Raw genomic sequence first — 21000 nt, forward strand, 5'->3', positions numbered from 1 at the left:
GATTATCGCGATGAACGGAGCCCGGCGATCAGGGCGTTGGCCTGCTGGCGGGAGGTGATGCGCACGAAGCGGATATGGGCAAAAGCCGGGTTTTGCATGTCGGCCTCGTAGCGCACCCGGTTGCTGCGCCAGGTTTTGATTGTCCACAGCAGGATCGATTCCCGGCTAAAGAAGGTGCGGCGAAAACTCTCCCGGTTGCCGGTGCCGGGCCACAGCTCCTGCCGCGTCCAGGCGCGTTTAACCGCCCGGGTGACGGCCTGACGCAGGGTGCGGGCCAGGCCGTAATCGACCCATACCACCAGATCGACGTTGCGCCATTTTATCGGGCGGGTGCGGTTGTAGTTGCCGTCCAGCACCCAGCCTGGCGTGGCGCTGAGCGCCGTCTCCAGCTTTGCGAACATGACCTCGTCCGGGGTGCCCTGCCAGTCAGGACGCCAGTACAGAGTGTCCATTTCGATACAGGGCAGTGCCAGTTCACTAGCGATCCTGCGGGCCAGCGTGCTCTTGCCGCTGCCGCTGGTGCCAACAATATTGATTTTCATCACATTTCCTGATGCGTCGTGAAAAACGGGCTAACAATGATAATGTTTTATGAATGTTAATGAAACACGATTTCGGAAGTGTGGTTTTCGCCATGGAGCCATTATTTCCGTTATATTTGCCTTAAGTCGGTTTATTTCCCGCCTGCATTGATATTCGCCCCCTGCTGATTGCATTTTTATTACAGAAGCACCGGTTAATACAAAAAAATAGTTAATTCTGGCGCTTTCTAATTCATTAATTTTTGTGGAGAATACGCCAGCCGTAATATTACAGAATAAACAGTTAACCTTGCCTGAAACTTTTTTTTCGGGCGGCTTCTCTTTACACAGACATCACCATGGAGTTATTCATGAGGCGTAACAATCAAGTTACACAAAACGAGTATTTGCTTAACGAAGGATCGACCCTAATGTCGACCACCGATACCCAGAGTCATATTACGTACGCGAACTCGGCCTTTATTGATGCCAGTGGTTATAAAGAAGAACATCTTATTGGTGAACCGCATAATGTGATCCGCCATCCTGATATGCCCCCGGAGGCGTTTGGCGATATGTGGTTTACCCTGCAGCAGGGCGAGAGCTGGACCGGGCTGGTGAAGAACCGCCGTCACAACGGGGATCACTACTGGGTGCGGGCCAACGTCACGCCGGTCTACCAGAATGACAGCCTCACCGGCTATATCTCGGTGCGCAATATTCCCGAACGTCGTGAGATCGATGCCAGCGAGGCGCTCTATCAGCGGGTGCGAAATAACGAAATAAAAGGCCATCGTTTTTATAAAGGGGTGCTGGTGCGTCGGGGAATATTCTCCTTCCTCTCTATTTTCAAACGGCTCAGTACCGCGAAGCGGGTTAATTACTCCCTTGGTATTACCGCCCTGCTCGCGTTGGCCCTGCCTTTATTATTCTCTACCGGAATAATGCAGTCCGTCGTCCTGGCGCTGCTGTTTATTTTGCTGGCGTTATTTCTCAATGCCCAGATCTGTCGCCCGGTAAAAACCATCGTTAAACAGATGCAGCGCGTGGTGTCGGGTCGCAAGACAGATTACACCCATTTCGATCGCGTCGATGAGATTGGCTTAATGATGCGGCTGGTTAACCAGTCCGGATTAAACCTGAACTCGCTGGTGGATGATGTCGGGACGCAAATCAACGGTATCCGCGATATCAGCCAGCAGGTCGCCAAAGAAGGCGATGCCCTGCAGGCCCGCTCGGAAGAGACCTCCGGTGATCTGCAGCAGACCGCTGCGGCGGTGGAAGAGATTGCCAGCGCGGTAAAACAGACCGCACAAACGGCGGAAGAGGCAATCCGGATGGCCGACCAGACCAGCGCCAGCGCGTACAGCGGCGAAGCGGTGATGAAGCAGACCATCGGCGTGATGCAGTCGGTGTCGTGGGATAACGGCCAGATTGTCGATATCATCGCGGTGATCGACCGGATCGCCTTCCAGACCAATATTCTGGCGCTGAATGCCGCGGTAGAAGCCGCCCGCGCCGGGGAGGCGGGACGCGGCTTCGCGGTGGTCGCCGCCGAAGTGCGTAACCTGGCCCAGCACTCTGCTTCAGCAGCGAAGGAGATCGCGTCCCTTATCGAGAAGAACGTCGCCAGCGTCAACGCCGGGGTGGATATGGTGGAACAGACCGAAACCCAGCTGACCACCATGATTGGTAACGTGCTGAACATGTCGGCCCTGATCAAGGAGATCGGTCACGCCACCCAGGAGCAGACCCAGGCGCTGACCCTGATTAATGAATCCATTTCCCGTATCGGGGTGATGACCCATAACAACACCGGGATGGTGGAGCACGTCACCCAGGCGGCCAACCACCTCACCCAGCGCACCACCCGCCTGCAGCAGGCGATTGCGGTGTTCGGCGGCTGAACAACATCGGGGCGAAAATTTGTTTTCGCCCCGATGAATGGGTAACGGTACGAACCACCTTGCTAATGGCACGGTTCCTCCCTAAAATTTCCAGAGCCATTCAGGAGGTACATAGCATGAGAAAAAAAACCATCACCAAAGCTCAGATCTATCGTTCCGTTGCCAGCTCAACCGCGATCGAAACAGGCGTTTCTGTACAAAAAATTGAGCAGCAACTCAAACAAAATCAGGCCCAGGCGAAAGCCGTTGGTCTCGCCCGCTAATCAGGCAGAATATCGTCAACCAGTTGCATCATGGGGCTGTAGTTGCCTGACACACCAGCCTGAATCGCCTTGAAGTAAAAAGTCTTGTGCTCGTCCCACAAGCTATAATCTAGCACCCCTTTTCCCGCCAGAACCGACAACATGTCGAAGAGTAGCCGCGACAGACGTCCATTACCTTCCCTGAAGGGATGAATCAAAATGAACTCAACATGACATTCAGCCAGATAACGAACCAGTTCAGGGCGGGTCATTGATTTCAAGTCGCCGGAACAGCAGAGATATTGCTTCCCGAAGCCAGCTATCAGCATGGGGATCCTGTTGGCGGCTGCAAACTGAAAACCGTCCTTTATTCGCCATAACTGTGTCACCGGATCCAGGCTGGTAACGCTGTTCCGCTGAAATTAGTTCATATTTTGACAAGCTTCTACCGCCATTCAGCAAACCGTCGCTGTGTTGGCTGATCTCCTTTCACCCTGCGCCTGGCGACTCATCGCCACGGCAAAAATGGCTAACCCGGCGAAAAGGTCATATCTTTTTATAGCGACGGTCACTGCCGGGAGCCCTGGATGAAAGCAGATAAACTGACGTTAGCGGTCTCGTTACTCGCCTGGGGCGCACTCTATTATCTGCTGGGCTGGATCTCGTTATTCCTCGACGGTCCTGAGAGCCGGGCGGCATTTATCTGGCTGCCGTCGGGCGTGGCCGTTACCGCCTTTCTCATCACAACGCGAAAGCGGTGGCTCGCGCTCTGGCTTACCCTGTTCCTTGCCCGCCTGTTACTGGGGGTGACCTTTCAGCATACGCTTCACGTCTCGCTGGTGCTGGCCCTGTTTTCGCTGACCAGCCATCTGGGCATTGCATGGAGTGTGCGCTATTTTTCCCGGGACTACGACCGCCTGCACAAAATCGTCAACTGGGTGATTTCCACTATCGTCTTCAGCGCGCTGGCGGCGCTGGCGGGGGTCGGCTGGCTCTCCCTGATGGCCGGGAGCGTGCAGATGCCATGGCTGTGGATCGTCTGGAGCGCCAACGTCACCGGCACGCTGTTTGTCACCCCGCCGCTGATGGGCCTTCTGGCCCCGGTCGATAAAGGGGCGCGGCAGGAGTCATTAGCAGGCGTGTTTTTAGTGTTCGCCGTGTTGTTGACGACCCTCTATATCTTCAACGGCGTGCCCGACCGCAGCGACAATATCGCCCTGATTTACGCCCTGGCCTGCCTGCCGCTGGTCCTGCTGACCGCCACCACCGTTATATGCGGTAATCGCCTGGCATCGCTGGCGTTTATCCTCTTTAGCGCCGTGGTGATCTACGCCTCCTGGCGCGAAACCGGCCCCTTTTATTTCGCCCGCCTGACCCCGGAGGAGTCGATTTTGCTGGCGCAATGTTACCTCTCCGCCGCTGCCCTGCTGCTGGTGTTTATTCGCGCCCAGAAAACGCATACCCCCGCCGACCGTCATGCCCGGTCTACGGCCTACTCCCTCGATCCCGAAACGGGTCGCCTGGTCTGGGCTCCTCATGCGCACCCGGCCCTCGCCGCCGCGTTAGCCCAGGTCACCACCCGGGAAGCGCTGCTGATCCGGGTACCCGATCCGCGACAGCAGGCGCAGATGGCCGCCCGCTGGCAGGCGGTAGCGGACAGCCAGCCCGTTGCGGAGGCATTTCATTTTACGCTGGCGCTCCGGGACCATCCGCCCATCAGAATAACTGAACGAAATATGCTGCTGATGGCCGATAAGGATCGCCCGGTGATTGTCGCGTTCTGGTCTGAAGACAAGGAAAGCCTGTTTCAGCCCGCGCCGCAGGAGGAGAGTTAACCATGCTGCAAATCGCTTTTTTGCTGGCCGGGGCGGCGTTTGTCCGCAGAGCAGCGCCGTTCTTCATGGTGGCCGGAATGCTCTGGGGCGGGCTGGGGCTGGCCATTTTTATCGATGGCCTGCAGGGTGGGCTGCACTTCCCCCTGCATGTCTTTGGGCTGTTTCTGCTGCTCGACAGCCTGGTGTCCCTGGCGCTGGGCTCGGCGGCTAAAGGGACCCAGCGCGGGATTTTTTACTTTAAGGGCGGCGTGTTCCTGTTAATCGCCATTCTGATTTTATCGGGTCGCCATGATGGCACCCTGGCGCTGGCGATCGTCTTCGGAATTGCGTACTTCATTACCGGCCTGTTCACCATCGCCTCTGCGGTGGTGGTGCGCTTTAGCCACTGGCGTCGCGCCCTGCTCTCCGGGGTGTCGCAAATCCTGTTTGCTATTTTCCTGTTCCTGCCCTTTCCGACAGAACACGACGGCACCGTCTCGCAGTTTATCGGCATGGTGATGCTCACCGGCGGGGTGCACTCGGTGATCCTCTCCCTGCGGATGCGCCAGGTCCGCCACGGCCGCTCGGTATTCGATATTCTCGTCCCGCAGACGCTGAGGATTGGCGAGCGCGAGGCGCTCCCGCAGGAGGTTGAGAACACGCCGGGTAATCAGCTGATCGTTCACGTCTGGACGCCGGAGGGCTCGGCTAAACAACAGACGCTTCCGCGCCCGGTGATCAACCGCTACATTGCCGCCGTGGATGCCGACGGCGTGATCTCGACCGGCCATGCGGCGCTGGAACTGCCGCCGACGCTCTATATCAGCCTCTACCCGGCGGCGGAGATTGACCGGTCACCGTCGGAGTTTTTTAACCTGCTGAAGGCGGTGGAGGCGAACACCGTGGCGGGTAAGTATCAACCGGATTATCCCTTTGAAGCCAATATGTGGTGCGAGTCCGACCGCAAAATCCACTTCTCCACCTTTAATGCGACATCACTCACCAGTTTCTGGAACCATTACCGGCAAACCAAAACCTACAACCTGACCTGGCGCAACTGCTCCAGCAGCGTGGCCTGGGCCCTTGAAGCCGCCATGGATGGTGCCCTGAAAGAGCGCTGTACCCGGGGCGGCTTTGTGCGGCTGTTGTTTATTCCGGAGCTGTGGATCGCCGCGCAGCTGCACAAGCGTGCCACCAACATGGCCTGGACGCCCGGGCTGGTGCTGGACTATACCCGGGCGCTACATGCGGTGGTTCACCCCACGGAGGTGTCGCTGATCCACCTGATCAAAAAGAGATGGTTTACGGCGGCGGACGGCGAAGATTAGACTGCATAATCTACAAGGAAACATGAGTGAAATTCATATAATGGGAGCGCCACGATGCTGAAGGATAATTTTAACGATCTGCTGTCGTTTATGGTCGTCGCCCGGGAGCGCAGCTTCACCCGCGCCGCGGCGCAGCTGGGCGTGTCGCAGTCGGCCCTCAGCCACGCCATGCGCAACCTTGAAGCGCGCCTCGATATGCGCCTGCTGACCCGGACCACCCGCAGCGTGGCCCCCACCGAAGCGGGCGAACAGCTGTTTATACGCCTGAGCCCGCATCTGCGGGAGATCGAGCAGGAGCTGACCGCCCTGCGCGATATGCGCGATACCCCGGCGGGCAATATCCGCATTAACGCCGGAGAACATGCCATGACCGGGGTGCTGTGGCCGGTGCTGAAACCCTTTATGGCGCAGTACCCGGATATCAATGTGGAAGTGACGGTGGATAACGGCCTGACGGATATCGTCGACGGCCGTTATGATGCCGGCGTGCGGCTGGGCGAACAGGTGGCAAAGGATATGATTGCGGTGCGCATCGCGCCAGATATGCGGATGGCGGTCGTCGGCTCCCCGGACTATTTCACCCGGCATGGCGAGCCGCAGACTCCCGAGCAGCTGGCGGATCACCGCTGCATCAATATGCGCCTGCCGACGCGCGGCGGCCTGTATGCCTGGGAGTTTACCTGTGAAGGGCGGGAGATCCGCGTTCGGGTGGACGGGCAGTTAACCCTGAATAACCTGCCCCAGCGCCTGGACGCCGCCGAGGCCGGTCTGGGACTCGCCTATGTTCCGGAAGACACCGTACAGGAAGCCATCAGCCAGGGGCGTCTGGCGCGAGTGCTGGAGGCGTATTGTCCCGCGTTTGACGGCTACCATCTCTACTACCCCAGCCGCCGCCAGCACACTACCGCCTTTGCCCTGTTGGTTGAGGCTCTGCGCCACAAATAGCGGTCTTTCTGCCCCGCTTTGCCGGTCCTGCGATCGGGTCGGCATCTCCGTATTCACCGCTGTGCAATAATTAAGCAAAACTGATATAAATTGCGGCGAAAACGCAAAAAGCCGTTTCAAAAATACGCACGATTCAGCAGCCTCAAACCCCCGACAGCACTGCCCCGACCAATTATTTAGAGCCACCTCACTTTCGGCCCGTTATATTTTGCGTCCCTTACTATTTGCAGGTAGGATGCTTCGCCATGTTTTGCCTTATCCATACGCAGAATGACTGGAAAGGTAGCACATTTCCGCGCAAAAGCAATCGTTTGTATTGTGACCTGCCGGAGAGGACATCATGAAACATGATTCAGACAGGTAAACAGGTAACTCAATGAAAACAAGCAATAAAATCGCAGCCGATCATCATGCTGCGAAACGTCGCTGGCTGAACGCCCACGAAGAGGGCTATCACAAGGCGATGGGCAACCGTCAGGTGCAGATGATCGCCATCGGCGGCGCTATCGGTACGGGGCTGTTTTTAGGTGCAGGCGCTCGTCTGCAGATGGCTGGCCCGGCCCTCGCACTGGTCTATCTGGTGTGCGGTATCTTCTCCTTCTTTATTCTGCGTGCCCTTGGCGAACTGGTGTTACACCGTCCGTCCAGCGGCAGCTTCGTCTCCTACGCCCGTGAGTTTCTCGGTGAAAAAGCCGCCTATGTCGCGGGCTGGATGTACTTCGTCAACTGGGCGATGACCGGGATCGTGGATATCACGGCGGTGGCGCTCTACATGCACTACTGGGGCGCGTTTGGCGATGTGCCGCAGTGGGTATTTGCCCTTGGCGCGCTGGCGATTGTCGGCACCATGAACATGATCGGCGTGAAGTGGTTCGCGGAGATGGAGTTCTGGTTTGCGCTGGTTAAGGTGCTGGCGATTGTGATCTTCCTGGTCGTCGGTACGGTGTTCCTCGGCAGCGGTAAACCGCTGGACGGCAACATGACCGGCTTCCATCTGATCACCGATAACGGCGGTTTCTTCCCGCACGGCCTTCTGCCGGCGTTGGTGCTGGTCCAGGGCGTGGTGTTCGCCTTTGCCTCCATTGAGCTGGTGGGTACGGCGGCGGGCGAATGTAAAGATCCAGAGAACATGGTGCCAAAGGCTATCAACAGCGTGATCTGGCGTATCGGCCTGTTCTATGTTGGCTCCGTGGTGCTGCTGGTTCTGCTCCTGCCGTGGAACGCCTACCAGGCGGGTCAAAGTCCGTTCGTGACCTTCTTCTCGAAGCTCGGCGTGCCGTACGTGGGCAGCATCATGAACATCGTGGTTCTCACCGCGGCGCTCTCGAGCCTGAACTCCGGCCTGTACTCCACCGGCCGTATCCTGCGCTCCATGTCGATGGGTGGTTCTGCACCGAAGTTTATGTCGAAGATGAGCAAGCAGCAGGTGCCGTACGCGGGCATTCTGGCGACCCTGGTGGTCTACGTCTTCGGCGTGTTCCTGAACTATCTGGTGCCGTCGCAGGTATTTGAGATCGTGCTGAACGTGGCGGCGCTGGGCATTATCGCCTCCTGGGCCTTTATCGTGGTGTGCCAGATGCGTCTGCGCAAAGCGATAAAGGCAGGCACCGCTGCCGACGTGAGCTTCAAAATGCCGGGCGCACCGGTCACCTCCTGGCTGACCCTGCTGTTCCTGTTCAGCGTGCTGGTGCTGATGGCGTTCGACTACCCGAACGGCACCTACACCATTGCGACTATCCCTCTGCTGGCGGTTCTGCTGGTAGCGGGCTGGTTTGGCGTACGTAAGCGCGTGCATGAGATCCACAGCACCGCGCCGAAACACCCGGACGATGAAAAGCAGGATGGTCCGCTGGTGGAAGAGACCTCAAGGTAAAAGCATGAATAAAAAAGGGAAGGCAGATGCCTTCCTTTTTTTTTGCCCGGCGGCGCTGCGCTTGCACGGGCCTACAAAATCCGCACGCACATCCTTTCGTAGGCCGGGTAAGGCGAAGCCGCCACCCGGCAAACAGACCGCACTCACCCTTTTGCCCGGCAGCGCTGCGCTTGCACGGGCCTGGATTACTGCGGAATGCGTGCAATCACCTTAATTTCGAAATCAAATCCTGCCAGCCAGGTCACGCCGACGGCGGTCCAGTTCGGATAAGGAGGCTGCGGGAAAATAGCCTGTTTGACCTGCATAATCACTGGAAACTGATTCTGCGGATCGGTATGGAAGGTCGTGACATCAATCAGATCGTCAAATGTACATCCCGCCGCGGCAAGCGTCGCTTTCAGGTTCTCAAACGCAAGCTGTACCTGAGCGGCAAAATCCGGCTCCGGCGTGCCATCGGCGCGGCTTCCCACCTGACCAGAAACAAAGAGTAAATCGCCGGAACGGATGGCGGCAGAGTAACCGTGCGCTTCATAGAGCGCATGTCGGTTTGCAGGGAAAATCGGTTCGCGCTGGATCATAGCGTGTCCTGTACTGTAGAGAAGGTTAAAAAACGTCAAGCGCAGCACGTAAGGATGATTTAATATACGTGGCGTATGTCAAATTAATCACACATACGCCGCGTATGTCAAATGAAGATGGAGGACCTATGGTGGCCAAACGCCGCAGCGAAACGATGGAAGAGAACCGGGCAAAACTGATCCTGGCGGCAAGAAAAGCCTTTGCTGAAAAGGGCTTTGCCGCAGCATCAATGGATGAACTCACCGCCAGCGTCGGCCTTACTCGCGGGGCGCTGTACCACAATTTTGGCGATAAAAAAGGTCTCCTCGCCGCCGTTGTCGACCAGATAGATGGTGAAATGGCGCAACGCGCCAAGGCTGAGGCCGCTGATGTGGATGATGACTGGGAAAGACTATTAGCCGAAGGGGTGGCCTATATTAAAATGGCGCTCGACCCGGAGGTGCAACGCATCGTTCTGTTGGATGGCCCTGCTTTTCTGGGCGACCCCGCCCAGTGGCCGGGTCAGCTGAGCTGCCTTGCATCCACCCGCCAGAGCATCATAAACATGCTCGAACGCGGCGAGATAAACCCCGTGAACGCGGATGCCGCGGCCTATATGTTAAACAGCGCCGCGATGAGCGCCGCGCTATGGATAGCGTCCAGCCAAGATCCCATGAAGGCGCTGCCGGACATTATTGCGGTGTTTACGCAGCTGGCATGCGGCCTGTGCCAGCGCCCGGAATAACATATTTGCCCGGCGGCGCTGCGCTTGCACGGGCCTACGGTTTACGTGGTGTTGTAGGCCGGGTAAGGCGAAGCCGCCACCCGGCACGGGACTTCACTTACAGCGCGATACGGATCACATCATCCGGCTGGGTTGCTTCCTGCTGGCGGGAAGACTTCTGCTTCACCGTCACGAACAGGGTTTTACCGTCGGCAGAGAGCGCCAGGCTGTTCGGGAAGGTCGGGGTGTCGAGGGTTTTCGTCACTTTATAGGTTTTCGCATCAATCACGCTCACCTTGCCCGCTTCACGGTGGGTCACGTAGGCTTCATTGCGTGCCGGGTTGAAGAGCACGGCCAGTGACTCAGGTGCGGCCACTTTGCTGATGACGCTGCCGTCTTTCAGGGAGATGACCAGCACTTCCGGCTGCTTAGAGTCGGTGATAAACGCGCGCTGGCCCTTCACGTCGAGGCTCAGGTTCAGATAGAAGTGCTCCTTGCCGTCGTCCTGCAGTTTTTTGCGCTCGATGATTTTATGGGTCGCGGTATCTATGGTCAGCAGCTCGCCGTCGCCGTTGGTGGTGTACAGGCGCTTAGCCTGCGCATCCAGCGCCAGACCGGTGCTGAACTTGCCGGTGCCGGTGATGGTCTCTTTCAGCTTCAGCGTTTCGCCGTCCACCACCCAAATCACGCTCTCTTTACCGATACCGGTGATATAGACAGTGTTAGTGGTGTCATCTGCCACCAGCTCACGCGGCTGCAGCGGTTTGACGGTTTCGCTGCGCTTACGATCGTCAAGCACCAGACGGCCCTTCACGTCACCGGTTTTGGCGTCAATCGCCGTCACCGCGCTGTTGGTGGTGTTACCAAACCACAGCGTCTGGGTGGCGTTGTTGATAGTGGCACCAAAAGGTTTCAGGTCGCTATGAATAGCCTGTGTCACTTCCAGGGTCAGCGGATCGAGACGGTAAACCACCCCACCTTTATCGGTTTTGCGGCTCTGGGTGGTGGCGACCCACAATGCGTTCTCCTGCTGGCTGACGGCCATCTCATACGCGCCCTTACCCACCGCTTTACGCAGCATCTCTTCGGCGGCATGAACATTAAAGGTCCCGGCGACCAGCAGAGAACCTAACAGCAGTGAGCCACGCAGACGCGGCGAGCACAGGTGACGTAAATTCATAACAACTCCCTTTTAACGTAGATGGTATCGGTGACATCGCTTCCGGCTGGCAAAGTCATCGCTTCGCCTGATTATTGATGAGAATAGTAATCATTATTTATCTCAATGTGGAGTAATTCTTGATCGCATCAAGACGATCCGCCGATTTATCCTACACTTTGATTAACGCTATGTGCTTTTATGGTTTTCAAAACATTTACAAAAGATTTACCATATAAGTACATGTTCCATTTGGTTCGTCATTCCCTTAACCGGCTTTTATTCATGAAAATCATTTCTGCCCGTAAGGCAACGCTTCCCCTGCTGTTGGTTCCTGTTATTTTTTCGCCTGTCGCTACGATGGCGGCCGAAGAGCAAACCATGATCGTCAGCGCGTCGCCGCAAACGCTATCTGAGCTGGATACGCCTGCGGCGGTCAGCGTGGTCAACGGCGATGATATGCGCCAGGCCACCCCGCGCATTAATCTCTCTGAAACCCTCGGCAGCGTTCCCGGACTACAAATCCAGAACCGTCAGAACTACGCCCAGGATCTCCAGCTGTCGACCCGCGGTTTCGGTGCCCGCTCCACCTTCGGGGTGCGCGGTATTCGTCTGTACGTCGACGGGATACCGGCCACCATGCCGGACGGACAGGGGCAAACCTCGAACATCGATATCAACAGCATCGAGAGCGTGGAGGTCCTGCGCGGGCCGTTCTCCGCCCTGTACGGCAATGCCTCGGGCGGCGTGATTAACATGACCACCGAAACCGGACGCCAGCCCACCACCGTGGAGGCCAGCAGCTATTACGGCAGCTATGGCAGCTGGCGCTACGGCATGAAGGCCACCGGCGCGATGGGCGACGGCACGCAGCCTGGGGATGTGGATTACACCGTCTCCACCACCCGCTTCACCACCCACGGCTATCGCGATCACAGCGGCGCGCGTAAAAACCTCGCCAACGCCAAACTGGGCGTGCGCATCGACGATGCCAGCAAGCTGAGCCTGATTTTTAACAGCGTCGATATGAAAGCCAACGATCCCGGCGGACTGGATTATCAGGAGTGGCGGGATAACCCACGTCAGTCCCCGCGCGGGGATCAGTACAACACCCGTAAAACCATCAAGCAGACCCAGGCGGGCCTGCGCTATGAGCGCCAGCTGAGCGCGCAGGACGACCTCAGCGTGATGGCCTACGCCGGCGAGCGTGAGATGACCCAGTACCAGTCGATCCCGTACCAGCCGCAGCTGCGTCCAACCCACGCGGGGGGCGTGATCGACATGCAGCGCCACTACCAGGGGATCGACACCCGCTGGACCCACCGTGGGGAACTGCTGGTGCCGATGACTTTCACCACCGGTCTGAACTACGAAAACCTGAGCGAAGATCGTCGCGGGTATGAAAACTTCGTGATGAACAACGGGTCGCCGGACTATGGCGTGAAAGGGGCGAAGCGCCGCGATGAGCGCAACCTGATGTGGAACGTCGACCCTTACCTGCAAACCAACTGGCAGCTGACAGATAAGCTCTCCCTCGATGCGGGCGTGCGCTACAGCTCGGTGTGGTTCGACTCGAACGACCACTATGTGCAGGGTGCTAACGGCGATGACAGCGGCGACACCAGCTACCACAAATGGCTCCCGGCAGGCGCGCTGAAGTACCGCGTGACCGATGCCTGGAACGTCTATGCCGCCGCAGGCCGTGGTTTTGAAACCCCGACCATCAACGAACTCTCCTACCGTTCCGATAACCAGAGCGGCCTGAACTTCGGCCTCAAGCCGTCGACCAACAATACGTATGAAGTGGGGAGCAAAACGCGAGTCGGCAACGGCCTGTTCACCGCGGCGCTGTTCCGCACCGATACCGACGATGAAATCGTGGTGGATGCCAGCGCAGGCGGACGCACCAGCTACAAAAACGCCGGTAAAACCCGTCGTCAGGGTGTGGAGCTTTCACTCGATCAGCAGTTTGCTGAGAACTGGAAGCTGAAGATGGCGTGGACGTACCTGGATGCCACCTACCGCACCAACGTCTGTGGTGACGCAGACTGCGAAGGCAACCGGATGCCGGGCATTGCGCGCAACATGGGCTATGCCTCCTTTGGCTGGCAGCCTGAAGAGGGCTGGTATGCGGGATCGGATGTGCGCTACATGAGCGACATCGAGGCCGATGACGAAAACAACGCCAAAGCCCCCTCTTATACCGTCGTGGGCCTGAATACCGGCTATAAGCTGAACGTCGGCAACTGGGGCATGGACGTCTTTGGCCGCGTGGATAACCTGTTCGACAAAGAGTATGTCGGCTCGGTTATCGTCAACGAATCAAACGGGCGTTACTACGAACCGGCTCCGGGGCGTAACTACGGGGTGGGCCTTTCCGTCTCGTATCGCTTCGAGTAATAAAAAACCCGGCAGCCCAGTCTGCCGGGTTTTTTTATGCCATCTGCGCGCGCTGTTCCAGACGGAACGCCGCTACCAGCGACTCCAGCAGACGGGCCTGGTCTTCCAGCGCCCCTGCCGCCGTCGAGGATGCGCCCACCAGCGAGGCGTTTTGCTGGGTGGTGGTGTCCAGCTCCATCACCGCACGGGAGATCTGCTCAATGCCGCGGCTCTGCTCTTCAGAAGCCGAGGAGATTTCGCCCATGATATCGTTGACGCGGGTCACCGAGTCCACTACCTGCTCCATGGTCTGCCCGGCTTTCGCCACCAGATCGCTACCGGTGTTGATACGCGTGACCGATTCGCTGATCAGCAGTTCGATATCTTTCGCCGCCTGAGAGCTGCGCTGCGACAGGCTGCGCACTTCGCTGGCCACGACCGCAAAGCCGCGCCCCTGCTCCCCCGCGCGCGCCGCTTCTACCGCGGCATTCAGCGCCAGAATATTGGTCTGGAAGGCGATGCTGTTGATCACCGCCGTGATATCGGCAATTTTTTGCGAGCTGGTGTTAATGTCGCTCATGGTGCTCACCACATCGCGCATCACCCGTCCGCCCTGGGTGGCGGTTTGCGAGGCTTCTGCCGCCAGTTGGCTGGCGTGACGGGCGTTATCGGCGTTGTTTTTCACCGTGGCGGTCAGCTCTTCCATGCTGGCTGCGGTTTGCACCACGGCCGCGGCCTGCTGCTCGGTGCGCGATGACAGGTCGGTATTGCCTTCGGCAATTTCGCTTGCCGCCAGCGACACCTGCGCCACGCTGCTGCGGACTTCGCCAATCATCAGCCGCAGTTTATCGTTCATCCTTCCCATCGCCCCGGTCAGTTTGCCCAGTTCGTCTTCACCCTGCGGGAGAATATCCGAGCTGAGATCGCCGCTGGCAATGCGCTCGGCCAGCTGGAGGTTGTGTTTAACCGGATGGGTGATCTGGCGGGTAACCCACCAGGAGACGAGGATCCCGAAGAGAACGGCCACCACGCCAATAATGGCGGTGATGGTGCTGGAGCTGTAGGCCAGCGAGTCGTTATGGACTTTGACCAGCGCGATGATGTCGCGGATCGCAGCGCTGCTGTCGTCCCCTGCGGTTTTGACTTTGTCTTCCGCCGCCTTCAGGGCTGCTGTTGCAGCCTGATCGTTTTTGTCCGCGTGCCAGGCCGCCATCGCGGTCTGCATTTCGCTCACGCTGCTGCCAAAACGGGCCAGATGCCCGGCAATGGCGTCAATGATCGCTTTCTCTTTGGGTGTCCACTCCAGCTGCTGGGCTTCAGCGGTTAGGTCGGCAGCATGCCTGACGTAGTTCGCCATCAGCTGACCGGATTTTTCGTCACCGTTATAGAGGAATTTAAGGCGGTTTATCTTGGCCTGGAAGACCTCGATATTGATGTTATAGATCAGGTTAGTTTGCTGATAGACGTCGCGAATCTCTTTGAAGCGCTGCACGCTCAACAGCGTCGATACCGCCACCAGCAGCAGCACCAGACCAAAACCTGTCGCGAGCTTTCTGCTCATTTTTATATTACGTAATCGTTGACTGACACTCATTCCTGGCTCCTTAGAAGGCAACTGTGCCTTTTAAGGTTATCGGCAGGTGTTGTGGTTATTTCATAGCCAGGCTGGTCTTATCAGTTTGAAAGGAAATAGCATTTCCGGCAGCACAATGACCGCCGGAAAATAATGCAGGGAAATAGTCCGCGATATTACCGCTTCGCTTGTTTAAGTAAATTACGGTAAAAACTGCTTAATCAATATGGCATTTGCCTCGTCGATGACTTTGTCAATCGCCGCGCGGCTGGCTTCTGTATCGCCCTGTTCCAGGGCAGTGAGTAATTCATCGTAGCGATAGGAGCGGCACGGCAGCACAATTTCGGGATCGTACAGACAGTTGAAACAGGGTCCAATACGCACCCATAACTGCTCAATCAGCGCCATCAGCGTTGGCATATCCGCATAGTGATAGAGCGTGAAGCGAAAAGCCCGGTTGGCATGAAGCGCACGCTCCACCTCTCCATTGCTCATCGCATCATGAAAATTGTCGGAGAGAGTACGCAGAGTGGCGATCCGCTCATCAGACATCTGCTCGCACGCCGCCGCAACGGCCATGCACTCCAGCTCCTTACGGATGGCATTGACTTCGTTGTAACGCTCAAGCGAGACTTCCGGCACCAGAAACGCTTGCGCCGGGGTGGCGTGCAGCGCGCCAGCGGAGACCAACCGCAGCAGTGCTTCACGTACAGGAGTAATACTGGTACCTAACTTATCCGCAATCTCTTTAGTGACGAGCCGTGCGCCTGGTTTCAGGGCCCCTGCAATCAGGGCACCTTTCAGACTCACCTCAACTTGCATCGTCAGGCTCATTCGTTGAGCCTTTTCTAAATTGTCCAAATCCAGCATGTTCAATTCCTGTTACCAACACTTAACTTATATACCACAGTGATAAACTGACCGCTGCGGGAAAGATATATCCTGTATCTTCATGCCTGATTAACTTTAAAAAAAGTCATCCATCAAAACCAAAATTAATTGATTAATTAATGTTCCTCATTACGTATATGGCGACCGGACTAATCTATGTTGGTATAATTAAAGACGTTATTTCGAATTTTGCCCAGGTAATTATGGCGGAATAATCCGCCATAACAGGTACTATAAGTTATTGTTCGCGACACGTATCACGACTTTACCGAAGTTTTTTCCCTCCAGCAGTCCGATCAGTGCCTGAGGGGCATTTTCCAGCTCGTCCGTGACCTGTTCACGGTAGTGGATTTTGCCCTCCTGGACCCAACGGCCCATCTCCTGCTGAAATTCTGCGATGCGATAACCATAGTCCTGGTTAATGATAAAGCCCTGCATGCGGATGCGTTTCTTCAGGATGGTGCCCATCAGCAGCCCAAGACGATCCGGCCCAGGCGGCAGGTCGGTGGCGTTGTATCCGCTGACCAGCCCGCACACCGGCACGCGCGCCGCGGTATTCAGCAGCGGCAGCACGGCATCAAATACCTTACCGCCAACATTTTCATAATAAATATCAATACCCTGCGGGCACGCCTGTTTAAGCTGTTCGGCAAAATCCCCGGCGTGGTGATCCACACACTGGTCAAAGCCCAGCACCTCGACTGCATGACGGCACTTTTCCGCACCGCCGGCAACGCCCACCACCCGGCAGCCTTTCAGCTTGCCAATCTGGCCGACGGTTGCGCCCACCGGGCCGGTAGCCGCAGCGACCACCAGCGTCTCACCTGATTTCGGCTGACCAATATCAAGCAGCCCCATATAGGCGGTGAAGCCGGGCATCCCCAGCACGCCTAACGACCAGGAGGGGTGTTCAGGGTCTGTACCCAGTTTGACCAGCCCGCTGCCGTCAGAGACGTCATAGTCCTGCCAGCCGCTGTAGCCCAGCACCCATTCACCGGGTTGATAGTCAGGATGATTCGATTTTTCCACGCGGCTAACGGTGCCGCCTACCATTACCGCACCGATCTCCACCGGCGGCGAGTAGGACGGCGCATCGCTCATGCGGCCGCGCATATAGGGATCGAGCGACAGCCAGATAGTGCGCAGCAGAAGCTGGCCGTCGGCAGGTTCCGGAATAGATGTGGTTTCTAAGCGAAAGTTATCAGTGGTGGGTGCGCCATGGGGGCGGGAAGCCAGAAGCCATTGACGATTCTGCGTTGAAGATTGACTCATACCTCACTCCTGTTTAGACAAACGTCCTTAGAGACTAGCCGCATCTTCCTCTGTCTGCTTTGACATTACGAGCCAGACTGGTTCAGCCTGACGACCAGATACACGCAGGGCTCGCGGCTTTCGTTGATAAACCGACAATCGTTAGGTGGGCCTAATTCCAGGCAGTCCCCGGCGCGCATTTCGTGGCGGGTATCCCCTTCCAGGAACACCAGTTCGCCAGACTGGAGCCAGATTAGCTGGCGTGCGAGGGCATAAGAAGAGGCTGGCATCGGCACGTCGCTGCCGCCGGGCAGTTCAACCTGCACCATATCGATAGGCAGATCGGAGCGCGGCGAGACGTGACGACGCAGATAATGCGTCTGCGGATCGCGCCAGACCGGCTGGTTGGCAAAGCGCAACAACTTGCCTTCCTGCAGTTCAGCGCGCGCAATAAGCGTGGACATGCTGATGCCAAACGCGCCGGAAAGCCGTGCCAGCAGCGTGGCCGTTGGGCTACTCTCAGCACGTTCAATTTTGTGGATCATCGCCCGTGAGACACCGGCGCGTTCCGCCAGCTCGCTCAGAGACCAGCCTCGGGATTCACGCTCCAGCCGGATGCGTGCGCTGATCCGTTGATTAATATTGTCTGGCATAGTATTCATCACGTAATACTATAGTGAAAGTAATGGATTACAACGTGCTTTTTCCATAATAAAAAGATATGGCTTATACCGTAGCGTTTAGCCTGTCACTCTGTGTAATATTGTGACGAAACGTACCACTATAGTGAACACACAGCCTGAGGATCGCCATGATTATTCGTCACGCCTTAAAAGAGGACTGCGCCGCCATCGGTGAAATTTATAACCACGCGGTTTTGCACACCGCCGCGATCTGGAACGATGCCACGGTCGATACCGATAACCGTATCGCATGGTTCGAAGCGCGCCAACTGGCCGGATACCCGGTGCTGGTGAGCATGGAAAACGAAGTGGTGACGGGCTATGCCTCGTTCGGTGACTGGCGTGCCTTCGACGGCTTTCGCCATACCGTTGAGCATTCGGTGTACGTTCATCCCGACCATCAGGGCAAAGGCATTGGTCGCGAGCTGATGAAGGCCCTGATCGCGGAAGCGCGTCGCATCGGTAAACACGTGATGGTGGCAGGGATTGAAGCGCAGAACGGCGCCTCACTTCATCTGCATGAGACCCTGGGTTTTGTCACTACCGGACAGATGCCGCAGGTGGGCACCAAGTTTGGCCGCTGGCTGGATCTGACCTTTATGCAGCTGCAGCTCGACGAGCGCACCGACCCGGATGCTATCGGATGAATCAGTCCCTGACCCTGGTGTTTCTGGTGGCGGCAGGTATTGGCCTGGTGGTGCAGAACACGCTGATGGTGCGCATCACCCAGACCTCGAGCACCATTCTTATCGCCATGCTGCTCAACTCGCTGGTGGGCATTGTGCTGTTTGTCTCGATCCTGCTGATTAAAAACGGTGTCGCCGGGTTCAGCGAGCTGGTGCACCAGGTGCGCTGGTGGACCTTAATTCCCGGCTTGCTGGGGTCTTTCTTTGTTTTTGCCAGCATCAGCGGGTATCAGTATGTCGGGGCCGCAACGACCATTGCGGTGCTGGTCGCCAGCCAGTTGATTGGCGGTCTGGTGATGGACGTGGTGCGCAGCCAGGGGGTACCGTTAAAGGCGCTGATCGGCCCGGTATGCGGCGCGGTACTATTGGTGATTGGCGCCTGGCTGGTGGCAAGGCGCTCGTTCTGAATTCAGAGGATCACGCCGCCTTTGGTCAGGCTCTCTTCGCGGGCTTCCTGCTCCTCTTTATAATGTTTGCCGTGATGGGCAATGGTCGTGCGCAGACGCTGCTGCTGGGTGTAGCGATCTTCCCGGCTTAATTCGCTGTCTTCGCTTAATTCAATCAGCAGCTCATTCATATGAACGATCACGCTTTCCGCCACCGCGGCATCAACGCGGGCGATAACTTCCTCTAAATGTGACATTGTCACTCCTTATTAGTCTGCCCGGCGGCGCTGCGCTTGCCGGGCCTACGGGTGCATGGGTAGGCCGGGTAAGGCAAAGCCGCCACCCGGCAATCCGTCAGTTAAGCTTCGCCTTCGAGAAATCGCTTCCCATCAGGCTCACGCTGTACCCGCTTAGGTTGCTGCGGGTGGCATAGAAGGTTTTGCCGTTCGCCAGCGCAATCCACGGGGCCTGCTGGTAGAAGATCTCCTGCGCCTGGCTGTAAAGCTTCGCGCGGGCAGCCGGATCGCTGGTCAGCTTCGCCTTCTGGACCAGGTCATCATAGCCCTTGTCGCACCAGCGTGCAGCATTGGAGCCGGTTTTAATGCTGTTACAGCCCAGCAGCACGTCAGCAAAGTTATCGGGGTCGCCGTTATCCGACATCCAGCCAAACAGCGCGCTGTCGTGTTCGCCTTTACGCATCCCGGAGAGATATTCGCCCCACTCGTAAGAGACGATTTTCGCCTTGATCCCCACCTTCGCCCAGTCGCTCTGGATCATCTCGGCAATGCGGCGTGAGTTCGGGTTATACGGACGCTGCACCGGCATCGACCACAGCGTCACTTCCGCCCCTTGCTCCAGCCCGGCCTGTTTCAGCAGCGCTTTCGCTTTTTCCGGATCGTAACCGTAGTCCTGCAGATCTTTGTTAAAGCCCATCATGTTCGGCGGGATCGGCGATTTTGCAACCGTACCGGAGCCCATAAATACGGCGTTGATAATGGCGTTCTTATCGGTGGCATAGTTCAGCGCCTGGCGCACCAGCACGTTATCAAACGGCTTTTTCTCGGTATTAAACGCCAGATAGCCGACGTTCAGCGCATCCACCGAGTGGAGGGTCAGATCTTTGTTTTTCTTGATCACGTCAAACTGCACCGGAGATGGCGCAGGAATGATCTGGCACTCGTTGGTCTGCAACTTCGCCAGGCGGGTTTCGACGTTCGGCGTAATGGAGAAGATCAGGTGTTTGGTCGGCACCGCGCCCTCCCAGTAGTCAGGGTTAGCCAGATAGCGGATCTGCGAGTCGGTTTTATACTGCTGAAGCACGTACGGCCCGGTGCCAATCGGCCAGGTATCGACGTTTTCCGGGGTGCCTTTTTTCAGCATCGCATCGGCATATTCCGCGGAGAGGATCGAGGCGAAGTCCATTCCCCAGTCGGCGAGGAACGCGGCATTCGGTTCGCTCAGCACAAACTGGACGTGGGTATCATCCACCTTCTTCACCTCCTGGATCAGTTTATCCAGGCCGACGTCATTGAAGTATTCATAGTTGCCCTGCGACACCTTGTGATACGGATGATTAGGGTCTTTCTGACGCAGCACCGAGAAAATAACGTCGTCGGCATTAAAGTCGCGGGTCGGTTTAAAGAATTTATTACTGTTGAACTTCACTCCTTTGCGCAGGGTAAAGGTATAGATTTTACCGTCCGGGGAGATGGTCCAGGATTCAGCCAGCGACGGAACCGGGGTGTTTTTCACCGGATCGAAGTTAATCAGGCGGTTGTACAGCACCTGCGAACTGGCGACAAAGGTCGGGCCGGAGCTGGCGATTTGCGGGTTAAACGACTCAGGCGAGGCCTCTGAGCAGTAGATAATGGTGTCGTTATTCGCCGCCGAGGCGGCACCTGCCGGTAACAGCGCGCTTAATGCCAGCGCGAGGAGAGTTTTCCCTGTAGACATGTTTATTACCTGTTTGGTTTTATTATATAGAATGGTAATAACAGCACAGCCCCTCTCCCCTGGCAAATAACGAAACACTATCAGGTTATTCTAAAGCAGTTATTTCCGCTGATTTTCCCACCACCTG

Annotated in this window: 19 protein-coding genes and 1 pseudogene; 10 read left to right on the plus strand and 10 right to left on the minus strand. The window is 57.0% G+C overall.

Annotation, left to right across the window (positions count from 1 at the left end; translation table 11 throughout):
- Positions 1–2: 2 nt before the first annotated feature.
- Complete coding sequence (locus GNG27_RS11985) at positions 3–542, minus strand: (d)CMP kinase (protein WP_156263826.1); 540 nt, start codon at positions 540–542, stop codon at positions 3–5.
- Between the two features lie 350 nt (positions 543–892).
- Between GNG27_RS11985 and GNG27_RS11990 the strand changes: the two genes are divergently transcribed.
- Together GNG27_RS11990 and GNG27_RS11995 are read left to right on the plus strand one after the other, a co-directional pair.
- On the plus strand, positions 893–2428 hold the full coding sequence (locus GNG27_RS11990; protein ID WP_156263827.1) for a methyl-accepting chemotaxis protein: 1536 nt from the start codon (positions 893–895) through the stop codon (positions 2426–2428).
- A 116-nt stretch (positions 2429–2544) separates the two neighbouring features.
- Entirely contained in the window at positions 2545–2691 is a 147-nt protein-coding gene (locus tag GNG27_RS11995; RefSeq protein ID WP_156263828.1) for a hypothetical protein, read from the plus strand.
- Here GNG27_RS11995 and GNG27_RS12000 read toward each other — a convergent pair.
- Positions 2688–3038: pseudogene (locus tag GNG27_RS12000) on the minus strand (Fic family protein); the annotation flags it as partial. The gene GNG27_RS11995 and the pseudogene GNG27_RS12000 sit on opposite strands and share 4 nt — an antisense overlap.
- A gap of 219 nt (positions 3039–3257) precedes the next feature.
- Between GNG27_RS12000 and GNG27_RS12005 the strand changes: the two are divergent.
- The 4 genes from GNG27_RS12005 (at position 3258) to ansP (ending at position 8630) form a co-directional block, all read left to right on the plus strand.
- Positions 3258–4505: an MASE1 domain-containing protein gene (locus GNG27_RS12005; protein ID WP_156263829.1), complete on the plus strand. Its 1248-nt coding sequence runs from the start codon at positions 3258–3260 to the stop codon at positions 4503–4505.
- Positions 4506–4507: 2 nt separating this feature from the next.
- Entirely contained in the window at positions 4508–5812 is a 1305-nt protein-coding gene (locus GNG27_RS12010) for an HdeD family acid-resistance protein (RefSeq protein ID WP_156263830.1), read from the plus strand.
- Positions 5813–5866: 54 nt separating this feature from the next.
- Complete coding sequence (locus tag GNG27_RS12015) at positions 5867–6757, plus strand: LysR family transcriptional regulator (RefSeq protein ID WP_142489544.1); 891 nt, start codon at positions 5867–5869, stop codon at positions 6755–6757.
- Positions 6758–7133: 376 nt separating this feature from the next.
- A complete protein-coding gene (gene ansP / locus GNG27_RS12020; protein WP_156263831.1) occupies positions 7134–8630 on the plus strand; it encodes an L-asparagine permease in 1497 nt (498 codons plus the stop codon).
- 185 nt (positions 8631–8815) lie between these two features.
- Here ansP and GNG27_RS12025 read toward each other — a convergent pair whose 3' ends face one another.
- On the minus strand, positions 8816–9208 hold the full coding sequence (locus tag GNG27_RS12025; RefSeq protein ID WP_142489546.1) for a RidA family protein: 393 nt from the start codon (positions 9206–9208) through the stop codon (positions 8816–8818).
- A 128-nt stretch (positions 9209–9336) separates the two neighbouring features.
- On the opposite strand from GNG27_RS12025, the gene GNG27_RS12030 reads away from it, so the two are divergent.
- A complete protein-coding gene (locus GNG27_RS12030) occupies positions 9337–9933 on the plus strand; it encodes a TetR/AcrR family transcriptional regulator (protein WP_156263832.1) in 597 nt (198 codons plus the stop codon).
- Positions 9934–10030: 97 nt separating this feature from the next.
- On the opposite strand, the gene GNG27_RS12035 is transcribed toward GNG27_RS12030, so the two are convergent.
- Positions 10031–11092, minus strand: a complete 1062-nt coding sequence (locus tag GNG27_RS12035) for a YncE family protein (protein WP_142489548.1) — start codon at positions 11090–11092, stop codon at positions 10031–10033.
- 264 nt (positions 11093–11356) lie between these two features.
- Here GNG27_RS12035 and pqqU point away from each other — a divergent pair, with 264 nt between their 5' ends.
- Positions 11357–13471, plus strand: a complete 2115-nt coding sequence (gene pqqU / locus GNG27_RS12040; RefSeq protein WP_156263833.1) for a TonB-dependent receptor PqqU — start codon at positions 11357–11359, stop codon at positions 13469–13471.
- A 34-nt stretch (positions 13472–13505) separates the two neighbouring features.
- On the opposite strand, the gene GNG27_RS12045 is transcribed toward pqqU, so the two are convergent.
- The 4 genes from GNG27_RS12045 to GNG27_RS12060 form a co-directional block, all read right to left on the minus strand.
- Complete coding sequence (locus GNG27_RS12045) at positions 13506–15044, minus strand: methyl-accepting chemotaxis protein (RefSeq protein ID WP_156263834.1); 1539 nt, start codon at positions 15042–15044, stop codon at positions 13506–13508.
- 180 nt (positions 15045–15224) lie between these two features.
- Positions 15225–15893 carry a GntR family transcriptional regulator gene (locus GNG27_RS12050; RefSeq protein WP_142489551.1) on the minus strand — a complete coding sequence of 223 codons (669 nt, stop codon included), beginning with the start codon at positions 15891–15893 and terminating at the stop codon, positions 15225–15227.
- A 252-nt stretch (positions 15894–16145) separates the two neighbouring features.
- Complete coding sequence (locus GNG27_RS12055; RefSeq protein ID WP_156263835.1) at positions 16146–17186, minus strand: NADP-dependent oxidoreductase; 1041 nt, start codon at positions 17184–17186, stop codon at positions 16146–16148.
- A 65-nt stretch (positions 17187–17251) separates the two neighbouring features.
- Positions 17252–17827: an XRE family transcriptional regulator gene (locus tag GNG27_RS12060; protein ID WP_142489553.1), complete on the minus strand. Its 576-nt coding sequence runs from the start codon at positions 17825–17827 to the stop codon at positions 17252–17254.
- Between the two features lie 149 nt (positions 17828–17976).
- Between GNG27_RS12060 and mddA the strand changes: the two genes are divergently transcribed.
- Together mddA and GNG27_RS12070 are read left to right on the plus strand one after the other, a co-directional pair.
- Positions 17977–18495, plus strand: coding sequence for an L-methionine sulfoximine/L-methionine sulfone acetyltransferase (mddA, locus tag GNG27_RS12065; RefSeq protein ID WP_156263836.1), 519 nt, complete (start codon positions 17977–17979; stop codon positions 18493–18495).
- Entirely contained in the window at positions 18492–18941 is a 450-nt protein-coding gene (locus GNG27_RS12070; protein ID WP_142489555.1) for a DMT family transporter, read from the plus strand. Before mddA ends, GNG27_RS12070 begins: the two co-directional genes overlap by 4 nt.
- A gap of 2 nt (positions 18942–18943) precedes the next feature.
- Here the strand turns inward: GNG27_RS12070 and GNG27_RS12075 are convergent, their stop codons facing one another.
- On the minus strand, positions 18944–19177 hold the full coding sequence (locus GNG27_RS12075; RefSeq protein ID WP_142489557.1) for a YdcY family protein: 234 nt from the start codon (positions 19175–19177) through the stop codon (positions 18944–18946).
- Between the two features lie 97 nt (positions 19178–19274).
- Positions 19275–20873 carry an ABC transporter substrate-binding protein gene (locus tag GNG27_RS12080; protein WP_156263837.1) on the minus strand — a complete coding sequence of 533 codons (1599 nt, stop codon included), beginning with the start codon at positions 20871–20873 and terminating at the stop codon, positions 19275–19277.
- Positions 20874–21000 lie beyond the last annotated feature (127 nt).

Origin of the sequence: Leclercia sp. 119287 (genome assembly GCF_009734485.1) — a bacterium.
GTDB lineage: Bacteria > Pseudomonadota > Gammaproteobacteria > Enterobacterales > Enterobacteriaceae > Enterobacter > Enterobacter adecarboxylatus_C.

Bases quoted from the DNA above. Each gene is read 5' to 3' on its own strand.
- GNG27_RS11985 (WP_156263826.1), bottom strand. From the start codon at position 542: ATGAAAATCAATATTGTTGGCACCAGCGGCAGCGGCAAGAGCACGCTG.
- GNG27_RS11990 (WP_156263827.1), top strand. From the start codon at position 893: ATGAGGCGTAACAATCAAGTTACACAAAACGAGTATTTGCTTAACGAA.
- GNG27_RS11995 (WP_156263828.1), top strand. From the start codon at position 2,545: ATGAGAAAAAAAACCATCACCAAAGCTCAGATCTATCGTTCCGTTGCC.
- GNG27_RS12005 (WP_156263829.1), top strand. From the start codon at position 3,258: ATGAAAGCAGATAAACTGACGTTAGCGGTCTCGTTACTCGCCTGGGGC.
- GNG27_RS12010 (WP_156263830.1), top strand. From the start codon at position 4,508: ATGCTGCAAATCGCTTTTTTGCTGGCCGGGGCGGCGTTTGTCCGCAGA.
- GNG27_RS12015 (WP_142489544.1), top strand. From the start codon at position 5,867: ATGCTGAAGGATAATTTTAACGATCTGCTGTCGTTTATGGTCGTCGCC.
- ansP (WP_156263831.1), top strand. From the start codon at position 7,134: ATGAAAACAAGCAATAAAATCGCAGCCGATCATCATGCTGCGAAACGT.
- GNG27_RS12025 (WP_142489546.1), bottom strand. From the start codon at position 9,208: ATGATCCAGCGCGAACCGATTTTCCCTGCAAACCGACATGCGCTCTAT.
- GNG27_RS12030 (WP_156263832.1), top strand. From the start codon at position 9,337: ATGGTGGCCAAACGCCGCAGCGAAACGATGGAAGAGAACCGGGCAAAA.
- GNG27_RS12035 (WP_142489548.1), bottom strand. From the start codon at position 11,092: ATGAATTTACGTCACCTGTGCTCGCCGCGTCTGCGTGGCTCACTGCTG.
- pqqU (WP_156263833.1), top strand. From the start codon at position 11,357: ATGAAAATCATTTCTGCCCGTAAGGCAACGCTTCCCCTGCTGTTGGTT.
- GNG27_RS12045 (WP_156263834.1), bottom strand. From the start codon at position 15,044: ATGAGTGTCAGTCAACGATTACGTAATATAAAAATGAGCAGAAAGCTC.
- GNG27_RS12050 (WP_142489551.1), bottom strand. From the start codon at position 15,893: ATGCTGGATTTGGACAATTTAGAAAAGGCTCAACGAATGAGCCTGACG.
- GNG27_RS12055 (WP_156263835.1), bottom strand. From the start codon at position 17,186: ATGAGTCAATCTTCAACGCAGAATCGTCAATGGCTTCTGGCTTCCCGC.
- GNG27_RS12060 (WP_142489553.1), bottom strand. From the start codon at position 17,827: ATGAATACTATGCCAGACAATATTAATCAACGGATCAGCGCACGCATC.
- mddA (WP_156263836.1), top strand. From the start codon at position 17,977: ATGATTATTCGTCACGCCTTAAAAGAGGACTGCGCCGCCATCGGTGAA.
- GNG27_RS12070 (WP_142489555.1), top strand. From the start codon at position 18,492: ATGAATCAGTCCCTGACCCTGGTGTTTCTGGTGGCGGCAGGTATTGGC.
- GNG27_RS12075 (WP_142489557.1), bottom strand. From the start codon at position 19,177: ATGTCACATTTAGAGGAAGTTATCGCCCGCGTTGATGCCGCGGTGGCG.
- GNG27_RS12080 (WP_156263837.1), bottom strand. From the start codon at position 20,873: ATGTCTACAGGGAAAACTCTCCTCGCGCTGGCATTAAGCGCGCTGTTA.